This is a genomic window from Glutamicibacter creatinolyticus, from assembly GCF_006094275.1.
GTDB lineage: Bacteria > Actinomycetota > Actinomycetes > Actinomycetales > Micrococcaceae > Glutamicibacter > Glutamicibacter creatinolyticus.
Map to the genome: position 1 here is coordinate 1,170,010 of NZ_CP034412.1, position 24,348 is coordinate 1,194,357.

Annotated in this window: 25 protein-coding genes; 23 read left to right on the forward strand and 2 right to left on the reverse strand. The window is 66.8% G+C overall.

Going from position 1 to position 24,348, the window contains the following annotated elements; all coding sequences use genetic code 11:
- The 19 genes from lysA (at position 1) to GcLGCM259_RS05435 (ending at position 20,089) form a co-directional block, all read left to right on the forward strand.
- Positions 1-1,422: a diaminopimelate decarboxylase gene (lysA, locus tag GcLGCM259_RS05345; protein ID WP_138925956.1), complete on the forward strand. Its 1,422-nt coding sequence runs from the start codon at positions 1-3 to the stop codon at positions 1,420-1,422.
- Positions 1,423-1,494: 72 nt separating this feature from the next.
- A complete protein-coding gene (locus tag GcLGCM259_RS05350) occupies positions 1,495-2,763 on the forward strand; it encodes a homoserine dehydrogenase (RefSeq protein ID WP_246049866.1) in 1,269 nt (422 codons plus the stop codon).
- A 1-nt stretch (position 2,764) separates the two neighbouring features.
- A complete protein-coding gene (gene thrC / locus GcLGCM259_RS05355) occupies positions 2,765-3,865 on the forward strand; it encodes a threonine synthase (RefSeq protein WP_138173002.1) in 1,101 nt (366 codons plus the stop codon).
- Positions 3,866-3,996: 131 nt separating this feature from the next.
- Positions 3,997-4,929 carry a homoserine kinase gene (gene thrB / locus GcLGCM259_RS05360; protein WP_138173004.1) on the forward strand — a complete coding sequence of 311 codons (933 nt, stop codon included), beginning with the start codon at positions 3,997-3,999 and terminating at the stop codon, positions 4,927-4,929.
- Positions 4,930-5,274: 345 nt separating this feature from the next.
- Complete coding sequence (gene rho, locus GcLGCM259_RS05365; RefSeq protein ID WP_246049787.1) at positions 5,275-7,848, forward strand: transcription termination factor Rho; 2,574 nt, start codon at positions 5,275-5,277, stop codon at positions 7,846-7,848.
- A 143-nt stretch (positions 7,849-7,991) separates the two neighbouring features.
- Complete coding sequence (gene prfA / locus GcLGCM259_RS05370) at positions 7,992-9,068, forward strand: peptide chain release factor 1 (protein ID WP_138173008.1); 1,077 nt, start codon at positions 7,992-7,994, stop codon at positions 9,066-9,068.
- Between the two features lie 4 nt (positions 9,069-9,072).
- Positions 9,073-9,930, forward strand: coding sequence for a peptide chain release factor N(5)-glutamine methyltransferase (gene prmC, locus GcLGCM259_RS05375; RefSeq protein ID WP_138173010.1), 858 nt, complete (start codon positions 9,073-9,075; stop codon positions 9,928-9,930).
- A gap of 23 nt (positions 9,931-9,953) precedes the next feature.
- On the forward strand, positions 9,954-10,634 hold the full coding sequence (locus tag GcLGCM259_RS05380; protein WP_138173012.1) for an L-threonylcarbamoyladenylate synthase: 681 nt from the start codon (positions 9,954-9,956) through the stop codon (positions 10,632-10,634).
- Positions 10,631-11,752 carry an MraY family glycosyltransferase gene (locus tag GcLGCM259_RS05385; protein WP_054821304.1) on the forward strand — a complete coding sequence of 374 codons (1,122 nt, stop codon included), beginning with the start codon at positions 10,631-10,633 and terminating at the stop codon, positions 11,750-11,752. Before GcLGCM259_RS05380 ends, GcLGCM259_RS05385 begins: the two co-directional genes overlap by 4 nt.
- Positions 11,753-11,907: 155 nt before the next feature.
- Entirely contained in the window at positions 11,908-12,348 is a 441-nt protein-coding gene (locus GcLGCM259_RS05390) for a hypothetical protein (protein WP_138173014.1), read from the forward strand.
- Positions 12,349-12,616: 268 nt separating this feature from the next.
- A complete protein-coding gene (atpB, locus tag GcLGCM259_RS05395; protein ID WP_054821306.1) occupies positions 12,617-13,429 on the forward strand; it encodes a F0F1 ATP synthase subunit A in 813 nt (270 codons plus the stop codon).
- A 100-nt stretch (positions 13,430-13,529) separates the two neighbouring features.
- Complete coding sequence (locus GcLGCM259_RS05400) at positions 13,530-13,739, forward strand: ATP synthase subunit C-like protein (protein ID WP_054821307.1); 210 nt, start codon at positions 13,530-13,532, stop codon at positions 13,737-13,739.
- An 81-nt stretch (positions 13,740-13,820) separates the two neighbouring features.
- Positions 13,821-14,375: a F0F1 ATP synthase subunit B gene (locus GcLGCM259_RS05405; RefSeq protein WP_138173018.1), complete on the forward strand. Its 555-nt coding sequence runs from the start codon at positions 13,821-13,823 to the stop codon at positions 14,373-14,375.
- Positions 14,375-15,187 (forward strand): F0F1 ATP synthase subunit delta, encoded by an 813-nt coding sequence (locus GcLGCM259_RS05410; protein WP_138925958.1) that lies wholly within the window; start codon positions 14,375-14,377, stop codon positions 15,185-15,187. Before GcLGCM259_RS05405 ends, GcLGCM259_RS05410 begins: the two co-directional genes overlap by 1 nt.
- Before the next feature lie 109 nt (positions 15,188-15,296).
- Entirely contained in the window at positions 15,297-16,934 is a 1,638-nt protein-coding gene (gene atpA / locus GcLGCM259_RS05415; protein WP_138925959.1) for a F0F1 ATP synthase subunit alpha, read from the forward strand.
- 73 nt (positions 16,935-17,007) lie between these two features.
- On the forward strand, positions 17,008-17,901 hold the full coding sequence (locus GcLGCM259_RS05420; RefSeq protein ID WP_054821356.1) for a F0F1 ATP synthase subunit gamma: 894 nt from the start codon (positions 17,008-17,010) through the stop codon (positions 17,899-17,901).
- Between the two features lie 36 nt (positions 17,902-17,937).
- Positions 17,938-19,386: a F0F1 ATP synthase subunit beta gene (gene atpD, locus GcLGCM259_RS05425; RefSeq protein WP_138925960.1), complete on the forward strand. Its 1,449-nt coding sequence runs from the start codon at positions 17,938-17,940 to the stop codon at positions 19,384-19,386.
- Between the two features lies 1 nt (position 19,387).
- On the forward strand, positions 19,388-19,654 hold the full coding sequence (locus tag GcLGCM259_RS05430) for a F0F1 ATP synthase subunit epsilon (RefSeq protein WP_054821357.1): 267 nt from the start codon (positions 19,388-19,390) through the stop codon (positions 19,652-19,654).
- A gap of 6 nt (positions 19,655-19,660) precedes the next feature.
- Positions 19,661-20,089, forward strand: a complete 429-nt coding sequence (locus GcLGCM259_RS05435) for a DUF2550 domain-containing protein (protein ID WP_138925961.1) — start codon at positions 19,661-19,663, stop codon at positions 20,087-20,089.
- Positions 20,090-20,202: 113 nt separating this feature from the next.
- On the opposite strand, the gene GcLGCM259_RS05440 is transcribed toward GcLGCM259_RS05435, so the two are convergent.
- Positions 20,203-21,423 carry an N-acetylglucosamine-6-phosphate deacetylase gene (locus GcLGCM259_RS05440; protein ID WP_138925962.1) on the reverse strand — a complete coding sequence of 407 codons (1,221 nt, stop codon included), beginning with the start codon at positions 21,421-21,423 and terminating at the stop codon, positions 20,203-20,205.
- A gap of 269 nt (positions 21,424-21,692) precedes the next feature.
- Between GcLGCM259_RS05440 and GcLGCM259_RS05445 the strand changes: the two genes are divergently transcribed.
- Complete coding sequence (locus GcLGCM259_RS05445; protein WP_138925963.1) at positions 21,693-22,025, forward strand: hypothetical protein; 333 nt, start codon at positions 21,693-21,695, stop codon at positions 22,023-22,025.
- Positions 22,026-22,043: 18 nt separating this feature from the next.
- On the opposite strand, the gene nucS is transcribed toward GcLGCM259_RS05445, so the two are convergent.
- Complete coding sequence (gene nucS, locus GcLGCM259_RS05450; protein ID WP_138173032.1) at positions 22,044-22,739, reverse strand: endonuclease NucS; 696 nt, start codon at positions 22,737-22,739, stop codon at positions 22,044-22,046.
- A gap of 126 nt (positions 22,740-22,865) precedes the next feature.
- Between nucS and GcLGCM259_RS05455 the strand changes: the two genes are divergently transcribed.
- The 3 genes from GcLGCM259_RS05455 to crcB all read left to right on the forward strand — a co-directional run bounded on the left by GcLGCM259_RS05455 (position 22,866) and on the right by crcB (position 24,344).
- The gene (locus GcLGCM259_RS05455) at positions 22,866-23,207 is read left to right on the forward strand and encodes an Rv1322 family protein (RefSeq protein ID WP_138925964.1); all 342 of its coding nucleotides are present in this window, start codon (positions 22,866-22,868) and stop codon (positions 23,205-23,207) included.
- A gap of 317 nt (positions 23,208-23,524) precedes the next feature.
- Positions 23,525-23,965 carry a fluoride efflux transporter FluC gene (locus GcLGCM259_RS05460; RefSeq protein WP_246049788.1) on the forward strand — a complete coding sequence of 147 codons (441 nt, stop codon included), beginning with the start codon at positions 23,525-23,527 and terminating at the stop codon, positions 23,963-23,965.
- A gap of 1 nt (position 23,966) precedes the next feature.
- The gene (gene crcB, locus GcLGCM259_RS05465) at positions 23,967-24,344 is read left to right on the forward strand and encodes a fluoride efflux transporter CrcB (RefSeq protein ID WP_138925966.1); all 378 of its coding nucleotides are present in this window, start codon (positions 23,967-23,969) and stop codon (positions 24,342-24,344) included.
- The last annotated feature ends 4 nt before the right edge of the window (positions 24,345-24,348 follow it).

A 24,348-nucleotide genomic window follows, 5' to 3' on the forward strand; every position in this document is an offset into this window, starting at 1 on the left:
ATGAGCCAATCCCCACTGGCCCCCGAATGGCTGGGCTACCCCCAGGACGTCAACCAGCTGCGTGAGCGCGAATGGCCGCACGGGGTGGGCCGCGACTCGGACGGCGAGCTGACCGTGCAGGGGGTGAAGGTCACCGACCTGGCCCGCGAGTTCGGCACCCCGCTGTTCGTGCTGGACGAGGAGGACTTCCGCGCCCGTGCGGCCGAGTTCAAGCGCGCCTTTGACAACGCGTTTGACCGGCTGTGCGGCGGGGTGGACGTCTACTACGCCGGCAAGGCGTTCCTGTGCACCGAGGTGGCCCGCTGGGTGACCGAGGAGGGCCTGCGCCTGGACACCTGCTCCGGCGGGGAACTGCTGGTCGCCCAGCACGCCGGGGTGCCGGCGCAGAACCTGTCGCTGCACGGGAACAACAAGTCGGTGGGGGAGATCGCCCGGGCCATCGAACTGGGCGTGGGGCGCATCGTGGTGGATTCGCTCGACGAGCTGGAGCGGGTGGCCGCGCTGGCGCTGAACTCGGGCACCAGGGCCAACGTGATGCTGCGCCTGACCCCCGGGGTGCACGCCTCCACCCACGAATACATTGCCACCGCCCACGAGGACCAGAAGTTCGGCCTGTCGATCCAGCCCGGCGCCTCGGGCACCTCCGCGGCGCTGACCGCGATCGGGTACGCGGCCAAGCACGAGTGGATCAACCTGCTGGGCCTGCACGCCCACATCGGGTCGCAGATCTTCGAGGCCGAGGGCTTCGCGGTGGCCGCGCGCACGATGCTGGCGGTGATCGCAGAGGCGAAGGCGCGCTACGACGTGGTGCTGCCGGAACTGGACCTGGGCGGCGGCTACGGGATCGCCTACACCCAGGCCGATGACCCCTCCACCCCGCAGCAGATCGCCGATGAGCTGGCCGTGGTGGTCGGCCAGGCGGCGGAGGAACTGGGGCTCCAGGTGCCGCGGATCTCCATCGAGCCGGGCCGGGCGATCGCCGGGCCCTCGACCTTCACGCTGTACGAGACCGGGGTGCGCAAGGACGTGAGCGTGGACCTGCCCGAGGGCGGCACCGCCACCCGGCGCTACATCTCGGTCAACGGGGGGATGAGCGACAACGCCCGCCCGGTGCTCTACGACGCGGACTACACCGCGGCGCTGGCCAACCGTGTGACGCAAAGCGACGCAATTATTTCCCGCGTAGTTGGGAAACACTGCGAGTCAGGTGACATAGTCGTACGAGACGTCTACCTGCCCGAGGATGTGTCCTACGGTGATCTGCTGGCCGTGCCGGCCACCGGGGCGTACTGCTGGGCGCTGTCGAGCAACTACAACTACCTCACCCGCCCGGCCGTGGTGGCGATCAAGGACGGCACGCCGCGCCTGATCATCCGCAGGGAGACCGAATCCGATTTGTTGGCCCGTGACATGGGAGTGTAATTGAGCGCTAAGGACAGCCCGAGCGACAAGCCCAGCCCGAACGCTGCACGCAGCGGCGCCGGCCCCCGGCGCCTGAAGGTCGCCCTGCTGGGGTGCGGCACCGTCGGCGCCCAGGTGGCGCGGATCCTGCTTCAGGACGCGGCCGAACTGGCCGCACGCAGCGGTGCGCAGCTGGAACTGATCGGCATCGCGGTGCGCAACACCGCGACCCGGCGCGACGTGCAGCTGCCGGCCGAGCTGTTCACCACCGACGCGGCTTCGCTGATCGACCAGGCCGATGTGGTCATCGAGCTGCTGGGCGGGCTGGACCCGGCCGGGACCTACATCCAGCGGGCGCTGCGCCGCGGGGCGTCGGTGATCACCGGGAACAAGGCGCTGATCGCCGCCGAGGGGGCCGGGCTGGGCGCGCTGGCCGCCGAGAACGGCGCGCAGCTGCGCTACGAGGCCGCGGTGGCCGGGGCGATCCCGATCCTGCGCCCGATCGCCGACTCGCTGGCCGGGGACCACATCACCAAGGTGCTGGGCATCGTGAACGGCACCACGAACTTCATCCTGGACGCCATGGATTCCACCGGCGCCGCGTTTGGCGACGTGCTCGCCGAGGCGCAGCAGCTGGGCTACGCGGAGGCGGACCCGACCGCGGACGTGGAGGGGCACGATGCGGCGGCCAAGGCCGCGATCCTGGCCTCCCTGGCCTTCCACACCGAGGTGGCCATGGACCAGGTGCACTGCCAGGGCATCACCCAGATCACCGCGCAGGACGTGGCCGACGCGAAGGCCTCGGGCTACGTGATCAAGTTGCTGGCGATTGCCGAACGCACCGCAGCGGGCATCTCCGCCCGCGTGCATCCGGCCCTGCTGGAGCGCAGCCACCCGCTGGCCAGCGTGCGCGGGGCGTTCAACGCGGTGTTCGTCGAGGCCGAGAACGCCGGGGACCTGATGTTCTACGGCGCCGGGGCCGGGGGAGCGCCCACCGCCAGCGCCGTCATGGGCGACGTGGTCTCCGTGGCCCGGCGCCTGGCCGCCGGCGGGCCGCTGCCGCTGAGCTCGCACACCAGCCCCGCCACGCTGGTGGACTTCGCGCACATCGACACCCGCTACTGGATTGGCCTGTCGGTCAGCGACCAGCCCGGGATGCTGGCCAGGATCGCCACCGTGTTCGCCGAGCACGGGGTCTCGATCGAGGCGATGAACCAGTCCGCCGCCGACGACGGCAGCGCGCACCTGCGCATCCTCACCCACCGGGGCGCCGAGGCGGCGCTGAGCTCCACCGTCCAGGCCCTGGGGGCGCTGGACACCGTGGCATCCGTAACATCCGTTTTGAGAGTTGAAGGAAACTAACGTGGCCCATCAGTGGCGCGGAGTGATCCGCGAATACGCCGACCGCCTGCCGGTGACCGAAGCGACCCGGGTGATCACCCTGGGCGAGGGCGGCACCCCGCTGGTGCACGCCCCGGCCCTGAGCGAGCACACCGGCAACCAGGTGTACCTGAAGGTGGAGGGGATGAACCCCACCGGCTCCTTCAAGGACCGCGGGATGACCATGGCGATCACCGCCGCCGTTGCCGCCGGGGCGAAGGCCGTGGTGTGCGCCTCCACCGGCAACACCTCGGCCTCCGCCGCCGCCTACGCCACCCAGGCCGGGCTGAAGTGCGCGGTGCTGGTGCCCGACGGGAAGATCGCCATGGGCAAGCTCTCCCAGGCCGTCGCCCACGGGGCGCAGATCCTGCAGGTGAACGGCAACTTCGACAACTGCCTGGACGTGGCCCGCAAGCTGAGCGAAAACTACCCGGTGTTCCTGGTCAATTCGGTGAACCCGGCGCGCATCGAGGGGCAGAAGACCGGCGCCTTTGAGGTCGTGGACTTCCTGGGCGACGCCCCGGACTACCACCTGCTGCCGGTGGGCAACGCCGGAAACATCACCGCGTACTGGAAGGGCTACACCGAATACGCGGCCGAGTACACCAACCCGGCCGGTCAGGTGCTGCCGGCGGTGGCCACCAAGCGCCCAATCATGTGGGGCTTCCAGGCCGAGGGCGCGGCACCGATCGTCAAGGGCCACCCGGTGACCGAACCGGACACCATCGCCACCGCGATCCGCATCGGCAACCCCGCCTCCTGGCAGCAGGCCGAGGCGGCCCGCGACGAATCCGGCGGGCTGATCGACTCGGTGAGCGATGAACAGATCCTGGCCGCGCACCGCTGGCTCTCCTCCCGGGAGGGCGTGTTCGTCGAACCGGCCTCCGCCGCCGGGGTGGCCGGGCTGCTCAAGCACCACGCGGCCGGCAACGCCCCGACCGGCAAGAGCATCGTGATCACGGTGACCGGGCACGGGCTGAAGGACCCGGACTGGGCACTGAAGAACCAGGACGGCTCCGGCGTGGCCCCCACCAAGGTCGGCTACGACGTGGTCGAGGTCGCCGCGACCCTGGGCCTGGCCTAGCCCGGCACGCCGCCCGCGGGCACCGCGCCCCGCGCCAACCCCTGCGGGCACCACCCGCACCCACCCATCTACAGTCCCGCAGGCCGTCGGCCCCCCGGCGGCCTGTGGTGCTCATTGACCTGGCAGGACACATGACAGCACCGATCGCCCTGGGCCAGCACCTGCGCGTGGCCCCACCGGCCACCTCCGCGAACCTCGGCCCCGGCTTCGACTCCTTTGGCCTGGCCCTGGAGTTCCGTGACGAACTGCGGGTGCGCACCGCCAAGCACACCCGGGTCACCCTGGCCGGGGAGGGCGCCGGGCAGCTGCCGCGCGACGAATCCCACCTGATCGTGCGCAAGATCCGCGAATATTGGGAGGCGCGCGGCGCGCAACCGGTGGGAATCGAACTGGAGGCGGTCAACCGGATCCCGCACGCCCGCGGGATGGGGTCCTCCGCCGCGGCGATCGTCGCCGCCTACGCCGCCGCCGACGCCCTGCTGCCGGTCGAGCTGCGCGGGGGCACCGAGGCGGTGTTCCAGGCCGCGGCCGCGTGGGAGGGGCACCCGGACAACGTGGCCCCGGCCGTCTACGGCGGGCTGTCGATCTCGCTGACCAACCCCGAGGGCAGCTTCACCGCGCACCGGGTGCCGGTGCACTGCTCGGTGCGCGCGGTCCTGGCGGTGCCCGACGCCGGGCTGTCCACCGAGGTGGCCCGCGGGGTGCTGCCCCAGGCCGTCCCGCACGCGGTGGCCGCCGCGAACTCGGCGCGCGCCGCCCTGCTGGTGCACGCCCTGGCCACCGACCCGGCCCAGCTGCTGGCCGGCACCGAGGACTTCCTGCACCAGCACTACCGGGCCGAGGCGATGCCCGAAAGCAGCGCGCTGCTGGCCCGGCTGCGCGGGGAGGGGCTCGCCGCGGTGATCTCCGGGGCCGGTCCGACCGTGCTGGTGCTGGTGGCCGACAACACCCAGCTGGGGCAGGCCGCACAGCTGATCGAGGCGTTTAATGCCACATCCACCGGCTCCTGGCGTTGCGAAATTCCCGCCATTGCGTCAACGGGTGTTACAGTAGAGGTGCTGTAGCACTCATAGCAGGCCGGGAGTTTAGACACCTTCACCAAGGGAAGACCCTGTGGCCACCGTGTTGCGGAGGACGCCAGAAGCACGATCTGGCGGTTTTCGCGCAAACATTCCGGTTTCTTTACTGCTGTCTTACGGCAACCGAGTTTGATATCCCCCAGCGCGCCCGCATTTGGTGCCGAGGTGATATCTCTCTTTCCATATCAATCGCGCCCCACCTTAAAAGTTTCATCGCCAAGGTGACGCGACTGACAGGTGCAGCAGATGGCCCCGTCTGGGGCGCTGCACCGGATTTAGGCACAGTGGGTCGGTGAGACCGACCCGCCCTACCAGTCAGAAGGAACATTCGTGACCGAAACCACGAGCCTCACCGAAGGCGTGGACAACCAGACTTCCACCAAGAGCGCCGGACTGGCATCCCTGAAGATGGTTCAGCTGCAGCAGCTGGCCTCCCAGTTGGGCATTACCGGCGGTTCGCGCATGCGCAAGGCCGAACTTGTTGCCGCGATCAGCTCGCACCAGCGCGGCGGCGCGGTCGCCGACCGCGAAGCCAAGGAGTCGGCGAAGTCGGCCCCCGAGACCGGGACCGATGAGGCCGCGCAGCAGCTGGCAAAGGCCACCCGCGCCCGCCGCAGCACCAAGCCCGCCGCCGATGCCGAGGCCGCCGCCGAGAGCGCCGAGGCCCCGGCCGAGAAGAAGCCGGCCACCCGCCGCGGCTCCCGCCGGGTCACCGACTCGGGCAAGGTCTCCGAGACCGCCGACGCCCCGGCACAGGACACCGCGGCCCAGCCCGAGCCGCAGGGCGAGGCCAAGGCCGAGGAAGGCGAGCCGCGCAAGAAGAACACCCGCCGCGCCTCATCCAAGGCCCAGGCTCCGGCCGAGACCTCCGAAACCCCGGCCAAGGCCGAGGGCGGGGAGAAGGGCGAAACCCAGGACGCCGAGAAGGACTCGACCCAGCGCGAGGAGCGCGGCCGCGGACGCAACACCCGTTCGCGCAACCGCCGCGATGCCAGCCAGGACGCCGAGCAGGGCAGCGAGGCCAGCGACGAGGGCCAGGAGCGCGGTGAGCGCCAGGACCGTTCCGAGCGCGCGGACCGCAATGACCGCAACGACCGCAATGGCCGGGGCCGAAACCGCCGCGACCAGCAGGACTCCTCCCAGGACGATAGCTCCGAGGGCGAGGAAGGCCAGGAGCGCGGTGAGCGCCAGGACCGTTCGGAGCGCAATGAACGTAATGACCGCAATGGCCGGGGCCGCAACCGCCGCGACCAGCAGGACTCCTCCCAGGACGATAGCTCCGAGGGCGAGGAAGGCCAGGAGCGCGGTGAGCGCCAGGACCGTTCGGAGCGCAATGAACGTAATGACCGCAATGGCCGGGGCCGCAACCGCCGCGACCAGCAGGACTCCTCCCAGGACGATAGCTCCGAGGGCGAGGAAGGCCAGGAGCGCGGTGAGCGCCAGGACCGTTCGGAGCGCAATGAACGTAATGACCGCAACGGGCGGGGCCGCAACCGCCGCGACCAGCAGGACTCCTCCCAGGACGATAGCTCCGAGGGCGAGGAAGGCCAGGAGCGCGGTGAGCGCCACGAGCGTTCGGACCGAAACGATCGCAACGACCGCGGGGACCGCAACGACCGCAATGATCGCAACGAGCGGGGCCGCAACCGCCGCGAACGCAACCGCGACCGCAATGAGCGCAACCGGGACCGCAATGAGCGCAACCAGGACCGCAACCGCCGCAACCGCCGCGGGGACAACGACGAGCCGCAGCTGAGCGAGGACGACGTCCTGCTGCCGATCGCCGGCATCCTGGACGTGCTGGAGAACTACGCGTTCGTGCGCACCTCGGGCTACCTGCCCGGCCCGAACGACGTGTACGTCACCCTGGGCCAGGTCAAGAAGTACAACCTGCGCAAGGGCGACGCGATTGTTGGCGCGATCCGCCAGCCGCGCGAGGGCGAGACCCCCAACCCGCGCCAGAAGTTCAACGCCCTGGTGCAGCTGACGTCCGTGAACGGCAAGAAGCCGGAAGACAACAAGGAGCGCGTCGAGTTCAACAAGCTCGTGCCGCTGTACCCGACCGAGCGCCTGCGCCTGGAAACCGGGGCCAAGCAGATCGGTCCGCGCGTGATCGACCTGGTCGCCCCGATCGGCAAGGGCCAGCGTGGCCTGATCGTCTCCCCGCCCAAGGCCGGCAAGACCCTGATCCTGCAGTCCATCGCGCAGGCGATCACCACCAACAACCCGGAAGTGCACCTGATGATGGTGCTCGTGGACGAACGTCCCGAGGAAGTCACCGACATGCAGCGCACGGTGAAGGGCGAGGTCATCGCCTCGACCTTCGATCGCCCGGCCGATGACCACACCACCGTGGCCGAACTGGCCATCGAGCGCGCCAAGCGCCTGGTGGAGATGGGCATGGACGTGGTCGTGCTGCTGGACTCGATGACCCGCCTGGGCCGCGCCTACAACCTGGCCGCCCCGGCCTCGGGCCGCATCCTCTCCGGTGGTGTGGACTCCGCCGCCCTCTACCCGCCCAAGCGCTTCTTCGGCGCCGCGCGCAACATCGAAAACGGCGGCTCGCTGACCATCCTGGCCACTGCCCTGGTGGAAACCGGGTCGAAGATGGATGAAGTGATCTTCGAGGAGTTCAAGGGCACCGGCAACATGGAGCTGCGCCTTTCACGCCAGCTGGCCGAGAAGCGCATCTTCCCGGCGGTGGACGTCAACGCGTCCTCCACCCGCCGCGAGGAGTCGCTGCTCTCCGGCGACGAGGTGCGCATCATGTGGCGCCTGCGCCGCATGCTGGCCGGGCTGGACACCCAGCAGGCGCTGGAGCTGCTGACCAAGAAGATCCGGGACACCGAATCCAACGCGGAGTTCCTGATGCTGGTCAACAAGACCACGCCGCAGCACAACTAGCGCGCTTTTCCCCGGTGGCGTCCAGGGCGCACGGTCAACCCGTCGCCCGGACGCCACCGGTGCTTTGCCCCTACAATCTCTTGTGAAGGCCCGCTGCCCGCCAGCGCGCCACCGATCCACGCATCGAAAGAAGTTCTGCCACCATGTTCGAATCCGTCAAGACCCTGCTGGAGGAGCACGCCGAGATCCAGGCGCAGCTGTCCGATCCCGCCGTGTACGCCGACCAGGCCCGGGCCCGCAAGCTCGGGCGCCGTTCCGCACAGCTCAATGGCATCGTGGAGGCCTACAACCGCTGGAAGCAGGCGAGCGAGGACCTGGAGGCAGCCAAGGAAATGGCCGATGAGGACCCGGACTTCGCCGCCGAGGTCGAGGAGCTGACCGCCGCGCTGCCCGAACTGGAGGAGAAGCTGCGCCGGCTGCTGATCCCGCGCGACGAAAACGACTCGCGCAACGTGATCCTTGAGGTCAAGGGCGGGGAAGGCGGGGACGAGGCGGCCCTGTTCGCCGCCGACCTGCTGCGCATGTACACCCGCTTTGCCGAGCACAAGGGCTGGAAGGTCGAAATGATCTCCTACAACGAGTCCGACCTGGGCGGCTACAAGGACGCCCAGGTGGCGATCAAGGGCAGCTCGAACGACCCGGCCGAGGGCGTGTACGCGCACCTGAAGTTCGAGGGCGGGGTGCACCGCGTGCAGCGCGTGCCGGTCACCGAATCCCAGGGCCGCATCCACACCTCCGCCGCCGGCGTGCTGGTGTTCCCGGAAGTCGATGAGCCCGAGGAAATCGACATCCACCAGAACGACCTGAAGATCGACGTGTACCGTTCCTCCGGCCCCGGCGGGCAGAGCGTGAACACCACCGACTCGGCCGTGCGCATCACCCACCTGCCCACCGGCATCGTGGTGGCCATGCAGAACGAGAAGTCCCAGATCCAGAACCGTGAGGCGGCCATGCGCGTGCTGCGCTCGCGCCTGCTGGCCCACCAGCAGGAGCAGCTGGACGCGGAGAACTCCGCCCAGCGCGCCTCCCAGGTGCGCACCATGGACCGCTCCGAGCGCATCCGCACCTACAACTTCCCGGAAAACCGGATCGCCGACCACCGCACCGGCTACAAGGCCTACAACCTGGACGCGGTCATGGACGGGGACCTGGGGCCGGTGATCGATTCGTGCATCACCATGGACGAGGAAGAGCGCCTGGCCCACCTGGGCGAGCAGTAGCCGGATGCTGTTCAGCGCCGCCCGCAACCAGGCCGAGGCGGACCTGGCGGCCGCCGCGGTGCCCAGCCCCAAGGTGGACGCCGAGCTGCTGCTGGCCCACGTGATCGGGGCCAGCCGCTCGGACGTGCAGCTGGGGGTGCTGCTGGGCCGTGAACTGCAGCCCGCGCAGCACCAGGCCTACCAGGAGCTGGTCGCCCGGCGCGCCCGGCGCATCCCGCTGCAGCACCTGACCGGCACCGCCTACTTCCGCCACCTGCAGCTGAAGGTCGGGCCCGGGGTGTTCATCCCGCGCCCGGAAACCGAGTCCGTGGTGCAGCTGGCCCTGGACTTCATCGGCGAGCAACAAGGCGCCCGCCTTGTGGATCTGTGTTCCGGTTCCGGGGCGATCGCCGCGGCGCTGGCCACCGAACTGTCCGCACCCCGGGTCTGGGCCGTGGAGCTCTCCGACCAGGCGATCGGCTACACCCGGCAGAACTGCGAACCGCTGGGCATCAGCGTGCTGCACGCGGATGCCGGAAACCTGCCGGCCGGGCTGCTCCCGGAAGGTGGCATCGACGCCGTGGTCAGCAACCCGCCCTACATCCCACCCAGCGCCGTGCCGCGCGAGCAGGAAGTGCGCGAACACGACCCGCAGATGGCCCTGTACGGGCTGGGGGAGGACGGGTTGCAGGTGCCGCGGGCGGTCAGCGCCCAGGCGCTGACGCTGCTGCGCCCGGGCGGATTGTTCGTGATGGAACACGCCGAGGTGCAGGCCGCCACCGCCGCCAGCATGCTGCGCGCCACCGGGTTCACCGAGGTCACCGGGCACCGTGACCTGAACGGACGGCCGCGCGCCACCAGTGGCGTGGCACCGGAAAAATAACCAACCATGAAAGAATGGGCACCGTGAGTTCACGATTCGACATCAGCGAGGACACGCAGCGCGAGGAGGGCCTGGCCGCCGCCCGCCAGGCCCTGCAGGCCCAGCGCTGCATCGTACTGCCCACCGACACCGTCTACGGGATCGGCGCGGACGCGTTCAGCGCCCAGGGCGTGGCGATGCTGCTGGCCGCCAAGGGGCGGGCCCGCACCATGCCGCCTCCGGTGCTGATCTCCCAGATCGGAACCATGGACGGGCTGGCCATCGACGTGCCGCCCGCCGCCCGGGCGTTGGCCGAGGCATTCTGGCCCGGCGCCCTCACCCTGATCCTCCAAGCCCAGCCGTCACTGACCTGGGACCTGGGGGAGACCAAGGGCACCGTGGGGCTGCGGGTGCCCGACGACGCGGACGCCCTGGAACTGCTGGGGCACACCGGGCCGCTGGCGGTCTCCTCCGCCAACCGCACCGGACAGCCGGCCGCCACCACCTGTGATGAGGCCGAAGCGCAGCTGGGCGCCAGCGTGGACGTGTACCTCGACGGCGGCCAGCGCGGCCTGCTCGGCGAGGCACAACCCTCCACCATTGTGGATGCCACCGGGGAGCACCTCTTCGTGGTGCGCCAGGGCGCGATTTCCCTGCAGGCGCTGCGCGAGGTGGTCCCGGAGGTCCTCGGCCTGGGTGAGAGCGCACCGAGCCAGGACGCATGAGACAGTACGTCCTGCTGATCGCCTTCAGCTTCGTCACCTCCTACCTGCTCACCCCCGTGGTGCGCAGCTTCGGGGCACGCTTCGTCTCCTCCCAGAAGCTGCGCGACCGCGACCAGCACAGCAACCCGATCGTAAAGTTCGGGGGACTGGCGATGATCGGGGCGCTGCTGGCCGGGCTCTGGGTGGCCAGCCGGCTGGAGTTCTTCGACGCAATCTTCCGCAACGATTCACCGATCATGGGCATCGTCTTCGCCCTGGTGGTGATCGTGGTGCTGGGGATCGCCGATGACCTCTACGACCTGAAGTGGTACGTGAAGTTCATCGGGCAGCTGGGGATCGGGGCGATCATCGCCCAAAGCGGGATCGTGATCAAGGCGCTGCCGGTGGGCACCTGGTCCATTGATTCCCCGGTCATGCAGTACCTGGTGACCATCGGGCTGATCGTGTTGACGATGAACGCCATCAACTTCTCCGACGGGCTGGACGGGCTCGCCGCGGGGCTGACCGCGATCGGCGCGGCGACCTTCTTCCTCTACTCCTACGTGCTGGCCACCCACGTGAGCGCCGCGGACTACGCGAACCTGGCGGCGCTGCTGTGCGCCATCCTGCTCGGGGCGTGCCTGGGCTTTTTGCCGCACAACTTCAACCCGGCGAACATCTTCATGGGGGAGACCGGGGTGCTGGCGCTGGGGCTGATCCTGTCGGTGTCCACCGTGGTGGTCACCGGCGACGTGCAGGGCCTTGAGGCCTACCGCTTCCGCAACGTGCCGGCCTACATGCCCATGGCACTGCCGCTGGTGATCATCTTCTTCCCGGCCCTGGACCTGCTGCTCTCGGTGATCCGGCGCCTGTCCAAGCGGCGCTCTCCCTTCGCCCCGGACTCGATGCACATCCACCACCGGATGCTGGCCCAGGGCCACTCGGTGCGCAAGAGCGTGCTGCTGCTCTACCTGTGGGCGCTGCTGGTGGCCGCCGGTGTGGTGCTGATCGCCTTCATCCCGCTGCAGGTGATGATCCCGCTGTTCGCCCTGCTGCTGATCGGCGCCGGGTTGCTGACCTGGTGGCCGCTGGTCTCCAAGCGTTACGCTTCGCTAACTGAAAGACTTCGTCATCGGTGACGGAGAAGCATTCTATCTCGTGTAGAATTTACTCTGGATCGTTCGCGGTCGGCCTTCGGGTCAGCGGCGAATAGACAGTTTTGCACGGCACGTTCTTCGGCGGAAGCAATCCCGCGGAAGTCCACGCTCAAGACTTTGCAAGCTAAGGACTTTGAATGCCCCAGACTCCAGGCTCCGGCCGCGTCCCGGCATCCAAGGCCCCCGACTCCATCTGGATGCCGGTGTTGGTCAGTTCCCTGGTGTATGCGCTGATCGGCACCGCGGCCTTTTTCCTGATTTCATGGCTCGTGGCCGACTGGTGGTATGCGCTCTCGGGGATGCTGGCTGCCGCGCTGGTGATCGGTTTCTTCGCCACGGGTCTGCTCGTGGCCGAGCTGGCCGGGCGGATCCGCAGGAACTGGGCCATGCCCGCATTCCTGGCGGTCTTCGCGATCAAGGTCTTCGGGTTGGCGTTCGTGCTGTTGAACCTGGGGTTGCCCGGCTGGGCCAACCGACAGGGATTCGTGCTTGCCGCGGCCATCGTTTTGGTGGCCTGGCAGGTCGGGGAAATCCGGGCCTTCTCCAAGGCCCGGATGCCGATTTACAACGAGTCCTAACGCAGTGATCAGTGGCCGCAAATGTCATTGAAAAGCTGTGAGTTTGATAGGCTGTCTTCGGGTCATTTTCGAGGTGGCCGCAGCAACTGCGGTAGCCGACAAAATTTTGCGCTTCCGGGTGACCGGGAGGCATGATCGCGTCAGCGTCGATGCGCGAGTGTTTTCGATGCCGACCTGCGTACCCGATCGATCTTTTTCTACACGGTGAGAGGCAGTTACGCCAGTCACCGCCTTTGCCCGTGACCGCTACTGCAGAGAGGACAGCGCGTTGATCGCGTTTGCGCTCCCAATGGCCTCAAATGAGGGCGGATTCGTCCCGCCAACCGTGTCCGATACCCACCTGCCAGATATTTTCCCCTGGTTTGCTGAGTACGGCACCGGTGTCGGCAAGCAGATGATCATGATCGTGCTGTCGATCATCCTCATCACCTGGTTCTTCACCGCAGCCATCAGGAATCCGAAGCTGGTTCCCGGCAAGATGCAGTACCTGGCCGAGAGCGGCTACGCTTTCGTGCGCAACGGCATCAGCCGCGACATCATCGGCGAGAAGAACTTCCGTCCCTGGACCCCGTTGCTCTTTGCAACGTTCTTCTTCATCTTGCTGAACAACCTCTTCGGCGCGATCCCGTTCCTGCAGCTCCCGTCGTTCTCACACGCCGGTTCTGCATACGCGATGGCCATCATCATCTACGGCACCTGGATCGGGGTGGGCCTGAAGAACCACGGCCTGCGCTACTTCAAGCTGGCCGTAACCCCGGCGGGGGTCCCCGGTTGGATCCTGCCGCTGATGATTCCGCTGGAGATCATTTCGAACTTCATCGTCCGTCCGCTGACGCACTCGCTGCGTCTGATGGCGACGATGTTGGCAGGACACATCATTGTGATGCTGGCTGCTTCCGGTGCCCGTTACCTGATCACCGTCCAGGAAGGCCTGGCCTACAGCGGCCTGGGCGTTGCGGTGATCCTGGGTTCGGTTGCGATGTACTTCCTTGAACTGCTGATCATGGCCCTGCAGGCATTCGTGTTCGCCCTGCTGACCGCGATCTACGTCCAGGGCGCCATCGAAGCTGACGCGCACTAGGTCATTACTTCTAGAATCAAAAACAGATTTTCCCTCGCTCCCAAGGGAATACCTCACAACCTACCGATGACCAACTCGGTATCTTGAAAGGAATAAACAAATGCACGGCTCCTTGAATATGATCGGCTACGGCCTGGCTGCTATCGGTTCGGCAATCGGCGTGGGTCTGATCTTCGCCGCCTACATCAACGGTGTGGCCCGCCAGCCGGAAGCCCAGCGCATCCTGCAGCCGATCGCCCTGCTCGGCTTCGCGCTGACTGAAGCACTGGCCATCCTGGGCCTGGTTTTCGCTTTCGTAATCGGCGCCTAGTCTTTCCGCGATTTGTAGTGGCCCTGCCACTATCGCGGGGCCCATACACAAGCGGAAACTAGTAGATAAGGAAAAGTGAGAATGAACAGCACAGACTTCATCCTCGCTGCGGGCGAAGGTGCAAACCCGCTGCTGCCCAACCCGTGGGAGATTCTCGTCACGGGTGTCGGCTTCGCGGTTCTGCTCTTCATCGTCATCAAGGTCATTGCCCCGAAGTTTGAGCAGGCCTATGAAGACCGCGTGACCGCGATCGAAGGCGGACTGGAAAAGGCCGAGGCGGCCCAGAAGGAAGCAGAGGAGACCCTGGCCCAGTACCAGGCCCAGCTTCTGGAGGCTCGCACCGAAGCCAACCGCATTCGTGAGGAAGCACGTAGCGAAGGTGCCCAGATCCTTGCCGATCTGAAGGCCAAGGCCACCGATGAGGCCACCCGCATCACCGAGCAGGCTCAGCGTCAGATCGAGGCGGAGCGCAACTCCGCCCTGACCTCGCTGCGCAGCGACGTGGGAACGCTGGCCACCGAGCTGGCAAGCAAGATTGTTGACGAAGCGCTGCAGGACGATGCCCGTTCCCAGCGCGTGGTTGACCAGTTCCTGGCCGACTTGGAAAATCAGCAGAACGCAGGTGCATCGAACTAATGGCAAGTGTATCGAGCGAGTCATTGGCAAAGGCCTTGGAGGCCTTGGAGCCCAAGCTGGCCCTGGCGACCGTTGAGCTTCCCAAGGAACTGTTTGCGGTTCTTCAGGTGCTGGATACGAATTCCGGCCTTCGCCGCGCATTGACTGATCCGGCCCGTGAAGCCGCCGACAAGGCGGGGCTGCTGGCCTCGCTGCTGCGCGGGAAGGTCTCGGCCGACGCCGAGGACACCGTCAAGCAGCTGGCTTCCACCCGCTGGAGCTCGGAACGCGACATTAGCGATGCGTTGGAAACCCTGGCGGTCACCGCGGTGGCTGCCGTGGCAGAACAGCAGGCGAACGCTGCGGGATTGGACAAGCTGCAAAAGGACCTGTTCGACTTCACCGAAGTCGTGTCGGGCAACCACCAGCTGCAGGCCGCGCTGGACGACGCCCAGGCTCCGGCCGAGGCGAAGGCCAATCTGGCCCTGAAGCTGGTTCCGGGTGCCTGCTCGGCCGCGCAGCTGCTGCTGCGCCAGGCCGTGACCGCCCCGCGCGGGATGAAGCCGGTCCGCCTGGTGGAGCGTTTCATGGAGCTGGTGGCCAAGCGCCAGCAGCGCTGGATCGCCCACATCGTCAGCTCGCGGGCCCTGACCGACGTGCAGGTCCAGCGACTGGAAGCCAGCCTGAACAAGCTGTACGGCCGTGAGCTGAAGATCAACGTCTCGGTCGATCCGACTTTGGTCGGCGGCCTGGTGATCAAGGTGGGCGACGACATCGTCGACGCCTCCGTGGCATCGCGCGTGGCCGAACTGCGCCGCGCCCTGGCAGGGTAGGACTTCACCACCAGGTGGAGTCCTGCCGGCCAGGACCACTTCAGACTTCAAACACATTCGATCCGTTGCCCAGCCTTCGGATCACAAATTAGGAGAGCAGGGACTGCAGATGGCCGATTTGACCATCAACGCTGATGACGTCCGCAATGCCCTAAACGAGTTCGCAGCGTCCTACGAACCGGGCAAGGCAGAGCGTACCGAAGTCGGACGCGTCATTACAGCAAGCGACGGCATTGCCAAGGTGGAGGGTCTTCCCTCCGTCATGGCCAACGAGCTGCTTCGTTTCGAAGACGGCACCCTGGGCCTGGCCCAGAACCTCGACACCCGTGAAATCGGCGTGGTCGTGCTCGGTGACTTCACCGGGATCGAAGAAGGCCAGAAGGTCGAGCGCACCGGGGAGATCCTCTCGGTTCCGGTGGGCGACGCCTTCCTGGGCCGCGTGGTGGACCCGCTGGGCGAGCCGCTGGACAACCTGGGCCTGATCGCGGCCGAGGGCCGCCGCGCCCTGGAGCTGCAGGCCCCGGGCGTGACCCAGCGCAAGAGCGTTGACGAGCCGCTGCAGACCGGCATGAAGGCCATCGACGCGATGATCCCGATCGGCCGCGGACAGCGCCAGCTGATCATTGGTGACCGCCAGACCGGCAAGACCGCCATCGCCGTGGACACCATCCTGAACCAGAAGGCCAACTGGGCCAGTGGCGATGCGACCAAGCAGGTGCGCTGCATCTACGTGGCCGTGGGCCAGAAGGCCTCGACCATCGCAGCCGTGCGCCAGACCCTGGAAGAGCAGGGCGCTCTGGAGTACACCACCATCGTGGCCTCCCCGGCCTCGGACCCGGCTGGCTTCAAGTACCTGGCACCCTACGCCGGCTCGGCCATCGGCCAGCACTGGATGTACGGTGGCAAGCACGTTCTGATCATCTTCGATGACCTGTCCAAGCAGGCCGAAGCCTACCGCGCCGTGTCGCTGCTGCTGCGCCGCCCGCCGGGACGCGAAGCCTACCCGGGCGACGTGTTCTACCTGCACTCCCGCCTGCTGGAGCGTTGCGCGAAGCTCTCCGACGAGCTCGGCGGCGGTTCGATGACCGGTCTGCCGATCATCGAGACCAAGGCCAACGACGTTTCGGCGTACATCCCGACCAACGTCATCTCGATCACCGACGGCCAGATCTTCCTGCAGTCGGACCTGTTCAACGCCAACCAGCGTCCGGCCGTCGACGTGGGCATCTCGGTGTCCCGCGTGGGTGGTGCCGCGCAGGTCAAGGCCATGAAGAAGGTCTCCGGTACCCTGAAGCTGGAACTGGCCCAGTACCGCGACATGCAGGCCTTCGCCATGTTCGCCTCGGACCTGGATGCCGCCTCCAAGCAGCAGCTGACCCGTGGTGCGCGCCTGATGGAACTGCTCAAGCAGGGCCAGTACACCCCGTACCCGGTCGCCGACCAGGTCGTGTCCATCTGGGCCGGCACCAACGGCCACCTGGACGATGTGCCGGTCGCCGATGTGCGCCGCTTCGAGCAGGAGTTCATCGACTACCTGCGTCACCGCACCGAGGTGCTGAACGTGATCGCCCAGACCGGCAAGCTGGAGGACGAGACCGTCGAGGCCATGAAGGCCGCCGTGGCGGACTTCAAGGCCGGCTTCTTCGGGGATGGCGCGGACCGCCTGGTCAACGCCGGCCACGAAGAGCACGACGCCCTGGATTCCGAGGCCGTCGACCAGGAACAGATCGTCAAGCAGAAGCGCTGACAATCTCCTTGGGTAGGTGGGGCGCCGCGCAGGCGGCGCCCCACCCCACCCAGGGGATAAGGAAAGGACACACATGGGAGCCCAGATTCGGGTCTACCGCCAGAAGATCGCATCGACCTCGTCGATGGCCAAGATCTTCAAGGCGATGGAACTGATCGCTACATCCCGCATCGGCAAGGCACGCAGCCGTGTCGCGGCCTCGCTGCCGTACGCCAATGCGATCACCCGTGCAGTTACCGCCGTCGCGTCGCAGTCCGACATCGATCACCCGCTGACCACCGAGCCGACGCAGGTGCGCCGGGCCGCGGTGCTGGTGATGACCTCGGACCGTGGACTCGCCGGGTCCTACTCCGCCAGCGTTCTGAAGCAGGCTGAGCATCTGATGGAACTCCTGCGGGAGGAAGGCAAGGAAGTCAAGACCTACCTGGTCGGGCGCAAGGCCCAGGCTTACTTCGACTTCCGCTCGCGCGAGTACGCCAAGGTATGGACCGGGGGAACTGACGCCCCGCTGTTTGACACCGCACGTGAGCTGCGCGAAGTCCTGCTTGAGGATTTCGCCAATGACTTCGAACAGGACGGCGTGGATGAGATCCACGTGGTCTACACCCAGTTCAAGTCGATGGTCACGCAGGAACCGACGGTTATCCGTCTGCTGCCGTTGGAGGTTGTCGAGGGTGACTCCGAGACTCCCGCCGACGAGTTGCTGCCGCTGTACGAATTCGAGCCGACCGCTGAGGAAGTGCTCGATGCACTGCTGCCGCGGTACATCGAATCGCGCATCTTCAACTGCCAGTTGCAAGCCGCCGCTTCCGAGCTCGCTGCCCGCCAGCGCGCCATGAAGTCCGCCGGCGACAACGCCCAGGAGCTGATCAAGAAGTACACGCGACTGCGTAACAACGCCCGTCAGGCTGAAATCACCCAGGAACTCACGGAAATTATCGGCGGCGCAGACGCGCTGAGCAGCTAAGTCCGCAAAGTTCCTACCAGACAAGAAGTGAGAAAGATGACTGCCCAACTCAACGAGCAGGTTACCGCAGGGGCCACCGGTCGCATTGCCCGCGTGACTGGCCCGGTCGTGGACGTCGAGTTCCCAGCCGATGCACTGCCTGCAATCTACAACGCACTGACCGCTGATCTGACGATCAACGGCGAAACCAAGAAGATCACCTTCGAAACCAGCCAGCACCTGGGCGACAACATGGTTCGCGCCATCTCGCTGCAGGCCACCGACGGCCTGGTGCGCGGCGCGCGGGTCACCGACACCGGGGCACCGATTTCCGTGCCCGTCGGCGACGGCGTGAAGGGCCACATCTTCAACGTGCTGGGCGACGCCCTGGACGTTGACAACTCGGAGATCCAGGTCACCGAGCGCTGGCCGATCCACCGCAAGGCCCCGAAGTTCTCGGACCTCGAAGGCTCCACCGAGATGCTGGAAACCGGCATCAAGTCGATCGACCTGCTCACCCCGTACATCCAGGGCGGCAAGATCGGCCTGTTCGGCGGTGCCGGCGTGGGCAAGACCGTGCTGATCCAGGAAATGATCACCCGTGTGGCCCGCAACTTCGGCGGTACCTCGGTGTTTGCCGGCGTGGGTGAGCGCACCCGCGAAGGCAACGACCTGTGGGTCGAAATGGAAGAAGCCAACGTGCTGAAGGACACCGCCCTGGTGTTCGGCCAGATGGACGAGCCGCCAGGCACCCGTCTGCGCGTGGCCCTCTCGGCCCTGACCATGGCGGAGTACTTCCGCGATGTGCAGAACCAGGACGTGCTGCTGTTCATCGACAACATCTTCCGTTTCACCCAGGCCGGTTCCGAGGTGTCGACCCTGCTGGGCCGCATGCCTTCGGCCGTGGGCTACCAGCCGAACCTGGCTGACGAAATGGGTCTGCTGCAGGAACGCATCACCTCCACCAAGGGCCACTCGATCACCTCGATGCAGGCGATCTACGTGCCGGCCGATGACTACACCGACCCGGCCCCGGCGACCACCTTCGCCCACCTGGATGCGACCACCGAACTGTCCCGTGAGATTGCCTCGCGCGGCCTGTACCCGGCGATCGACCCGCTGACCTCGACCTCGCGCATCCTGGACCCGCAGTACGTGGGCCAGAAGCACTACGATGTGGCGATCCGCGTGAAGTCGATCCTGCAGAAGAACAAGGAACTGCAGGACATCATCGCGATCCTGGGTGTGGACGAACTGTCCGAAGAGGACAAGATCGTCGTGGCCCGTGCCCGCCGTATCCAGCAGTTCCTGTCGCAGAACACCTACACCGCGAAGCAGTTCACCGGTGTCGAGGGTTCGACCGTGGCGCTGAAGGACACCATCGAGGGCTTCGAGGCCATCTGCAACGGCGACCTGGACCACATCGCAGAACAGGCGTTCTTCAACGTCGGTGGTCTGGACGACGTCGAGCGCCAGTGGGCCGAGATCCAGAAGGCCAGCAAGTAGCATGGCCGAGCTTCAGGTCGAAATCGTGGCGGCCGACCACTTCGTGTGGGCCGGCCCCGCGAAGCTGGTCAAGGCGCGTTCGGTGGACGGTGAGATCGGAGTTCTGCCCGGTCACGTGCCGACCCTGACCGTGCTTGCCGCAGGGGATCTGGAAATCGACCCGGTTTCCGAGGCCCGCTTCTCGGTGCGCATCGATGGGGGATTCTTCTCCGTCGACCACGACCGGGTGGTTATCGTCGCCGACAACGCAGTGGTTAACGCAGCGTAGGCGCCATTGATCGAGATTAGCGCACCAGTTCTGATCGCCTTGCTGGTCTTGGCCGGCATCGTGGCGTTCTTTGGTGCCATGGGCGTGCGCCGCTTCCAGTTGCGGCGCACGCTCGGAACCTTCGATGCCTCCTACCACACGCCCGCGGGCAAGTGGGTGATGTGCATTGGACGCTACGGCACGGCCCATGTGGACCTGCTGCGGTTCTTCTCGGTCTCGCCGATCCCGGCGTTCGTGCTGGAACGCCGGGGCCTGGACATTTCCGGGTGGCGGCGGCCCAAGGACGATGAACGGGGCAAGATCCCGCCGGGGTTCATCATCGTTAGCCTCAAGCGCGGCGATGAACTGATCGAGCTGGCGATGGACTACCGGGACTACACCGGGTTCTCCGCCTGGCTCGAGGCCGGCCCGATCGCCGGCTCCTGGCAAATCTAGTCGACACCGTCTCCTGGCTGAGACAACAGCTGACCCCCAACCCTTCACGGGTTGGGGGTCAGCTGTTTAACGTCACGACGGGATGGCGGGCGGACCGAACCCGGTAAGCGGGTTCAGTCCAGCAGCTGCCCGTTGCGGAACACCTGGCGCAGCTCCAGGTTCGGGCCAAGCACCAGCACGTCGGCCACGAAGCCCTGGTGCAGCCGCCCGGCCTCATCGGCCAACCCGATCAGGTAGGCCGGCACCTTGGTGGCGGAGATGATCGCGCGCACCAGCGGCACCCCGGCGGCCACGGTGCGGCGCACCACCTCCAGCAGGGTGCAGGTGCCCCCGGCCAGCCGCTGCCGGTCGCCCTCGGCCAGGTGCGCCTCACCGTCCTCGACCCGCACCTTGGCCGGGCCCACCGTGTATTCGCCGTCGGCCAGGCCGGTGGCGGCCATCGAATCGGTGACCAGTGCGATGGACTTGGCGCCCACCAGCGCGAAGACCATGCGCACGGTGTCGGGGGACAGGTGCACACCGTCGGCGATCAGCTCCAGCACCGCATGGCCCTTGGCCGCCATTTCCAGCGCGGCGGCGGCCGGGCCGGGATCGCGGTGGTGGATCGGCGGCATCGCATTGAACAGGTGGGTGACCAGCGGGCGCTCGGTGAAGCCGTCCACCCCGGCGCTTTCCAGCTGCTCGGTGATCTCCTGCAGGGCCTTGCGGGTCACCGACGCGCTGGCCGCGGTGTGCCCGATGGCCGGGACGATGCCCTGGGAGACCAGCGCCTCGATCAAATCCTCGGTGCCCTCTAGTTCCGGGGCGAAGGTCATGGTGCGCAGCTGCCCGTGGCTGGCCATCACCAGATCCCCGACGAAGTCCGGGTCCGGGTCGGTGAGGAATCCCGGGTACTGGGCGCCGCAGCGTTCGGCGGCGAGGAACGGGCCCTCGGCGTGGATCCCGGCAATCAGCCCGGCCTCGGCGAACTCGGCCAGCAGTTCGGTGGCGTTGAGCATCTGTTCGTGGTCGGAGGAGACCAGGGAGGCGATCACCGTGGTGGTGCCCGAGCGGTGCAAAAAGTCGATGGCGTCTTTGACCCCGGCGTGCTGGGGATCGGAGAAGTCGGCGCCGTTCGCCCCGTGGCAGTGGATGTCGATCAACCCGGGAACCAGGGTGGCGTCCTCGGCCAGGGGATGCTCCGTGAAGCTGTCTGCGTCCTCGGTGGCCAGGAAGTCATCGCGGTTGCCCGCGAAGACGATCCGGTCGCCCTCGATGGCAAGCGCTCCATCGGTAACCTGCAGGCCGTCGGAGACCAGCCGGGCGAACATTACGGTGCGCTGTTCGGTGCTCATGACCCCAGCTTAGGCACATTCGTTCGAGCTTGTCTCAAATTCGCGAATAATTCCAGCCCTGGTACCCCAGCGATGAGCCCGAGATTGCTGGGTACGCTGGCTGCCGTGCGCCAGTTTCGCGGCCTGGACCGCAGCGGTTTATCGCTGCGGTCCATCGCGGGATAGCTGGAGCGTTCTTTCACCAAGGATTGGAGCGGGTAGTGACCGTAAGCCACCGGCAGTGGGTATACGCCAGACTGATGCAATACGAACGCCGGAAGAAGATCTGCATGAGCCTGATCAGTCTTTCTGGTGGCTTGTTGGTGGTTCTGGGGTTGGGCGGGACACGCTTGTCGCACGCTGCGTGGCAGGTGACATGGCTGTCCATTACGTCTGTCGTCCTTGCCGTGCTGGGCCTTGGATGTGCCTATCTCACGGACCAGGAAGCCGATGAGGATCTTCGAATGACCATGCGAAGGGTCGAGCAAACCGAGGCAAGCTTTCAAATAATTGATCCGCGCCGTGGCCGCAAATCGCTGGCGATGCTCTTCGCTGCCGGGCTGGCATGTCTGGGAATTGCCGTTGTGGCAATGGTTGCCGGGCTTTGGTGGCCCGGCGGGTAGCCTGCACTGGCCTTGAGCCTAGAACAGCCGCCCGGCCGAATCGTCCACGCCGCGCATCGCGTCGTAGTCGAGCACCAGGCAGCGGATGCCGCGGTCCTCGGCCAACGTGCGGGCCTGCGGCTTGATCTGCTGGGCGGCGAAAATGCCGGTGACCGGCTTGAGCAGCGGGTCGCGGTTGAGCAGTTCCAGGTAGCGGGTGAGCTGTTCGACCCCGTCGATGTCCCCGCGGCGCTTGAGCTCCACGGCCACCGTGGCCCCGGCGCCGTCGCGCGCCAGAATGTCCACCGGGCCGATCGCGGTCATGTACTCGCGGCGGATCAGGGTGTGCCCGTCGCCGAGCAGGTCGATCTGTTCGGCCAGCAGGCGCTGCAGGTCGGCTTCCACCCCGTCCTTGATCAGGCCCGGGTCGGTGCCCAGCTCGTGGGCCGAGTCGTGCTCGATCTGGTGGAAGTGGATGGTCAGCGTGTCATCGCTCTTCGCCGCGGCAAGGCGCCACACCTCGGTGACGCCTTCCTCGGCCAGTTCGGGGGCCGGTTCCTGCACGTGCATGGTCAGCGGCGGGTTCATCCAGTTCAGCGGCTTGTAGCTGCCGCCGTCCGAGTGGATCAGCACCGATCCGTCGGCCTTGACCATGATCAGGCGCTTGGCCAGGGGCAGGTGGGCACGCAGACGCCCGGCATAATCCACGGAACACTTTGCAACAACTAAACGCACCCACACAACACTACCTGCTGGCCGCGCCGGATGCAGGCAGCGTGTGACGCAGGTATCCGGCGGTGCCCGCCGGTGGTGTGAGCGCTCAGCTGGAACCGGCTTGCTGCGATGCGGCATGATGGAGCCATGCCCCGTTCTAACCGTCCCCGCCGCAATGGAAGGTCGCGCAACGCCACGTCGCGCCAGCCTTCCGGACCGCCGCAGTATGAGGAGGACTGGGTCGAACGGGCCCGTTACGGGGTGGTGCGCCTCCAGGATGCCCCTGATGGGCAGTGGCATGTGCGCAAGATCAGTCCGCTGTCCGCGTCGAAGACCTACACCTGCCCGGGCTGCCATCGGGTGATCGGCGTGGGGGTCTCGCACCTGGTGGCCTGGCGGGCCGATCACTGGTCCGGCGATGACGCCTCGGCGGCGGCGCGGCGGCACTGGCATGAACGGTGCTGGGAGATCCGCTCCTACCGTTACTGATGGTGTTTGTGGAGTTCCTGCGCACCATGGCCTTGTGCCAGAATGAAAGCGATGCCCGACATCACGGCGGTGGGGCCCGCCGTACCCAACCTCGCACCCGTTGCGACAACGGTCCCTACCTCAGCAGCACCACTGTGCCCGAAAGGTAGGAGATCCACGATGAGCTTGACACTTTGCAGCCCCGAATATTCCTCGGCTACCAGGCGGCGGATATCCGCGCGCCATGCACCGTTCGCCCATCCAGTGGGGGAGAAGGCATGAATTCCACGATGCCGAAGCCTGCACGCACACCACACTTAGCCCGCCTGGTTCCTTTGATGTTGGTTTTTCTTGGCGGGGCGCTCGGCACAGCCAGCCGGCAGGGCCTTGCCCTGCTCTTCCCGCCGGTGGAATCGGTGCCGTACACCATCCTTGCCGTCAACGTGCTCGGCGCCTTCCTGCTGGGACTGCTGCTTGAGTCCCTCGCCCGGCACAGCACCGAACAACGCCGGCACCGGGTCTGGCGGCTGCTGGTGGGGACCGGCTTCATGGGCGGGTTCACCACCTACAGTGCCCTGGCCGTGGACACGGCCCTGCTGTTGGGCGGGAACCGCCCGCTGGCGGGTGTGGCCTATGCACTGGGCACCATGGTGCTCGGTTTCCTGGCGGCGGCCGCCGGAATGATCCTTGCCGCCACGATCCGGCGCTCCAACACCCGGCATGGACGGCCAGCCAGCGTGGAGTCAAATAGGTCCACCGAGTCGGAACGGGGGCAGTGAGATGGATGTGATCCAGTTTGTGCTCTTGGCCCTGGCCGGGGGACTGGGGGCCGTCAGCCGCTTTGTGCTGGTGGAGTGGATCGCCGTGCGCTGGCGCGGCACGCTGCCGTGGGGCACGATCCTGATTAATCTGAGCGGATCCCTGGTGCTGGGCCTAATCACCGGGCTGGCAATGGGCCACCTGCTGCCCGAGACCTGGCGGCTGATCCTGGGCACCGGGTTCCTTGGCGGTTACACCACCTTCTCCACCGCCAGCGTGGAAACCGTGCGCCTGCTGCGCCAGGGCCGGGTGCTGGCCACGCTTGGCAACGCGCTGGGCACGCTGCTGGCCACGGTGCTCGCGGCCGGCCTGGGATTGTGGCTGGGCCTGGCGTTCTAGGGCT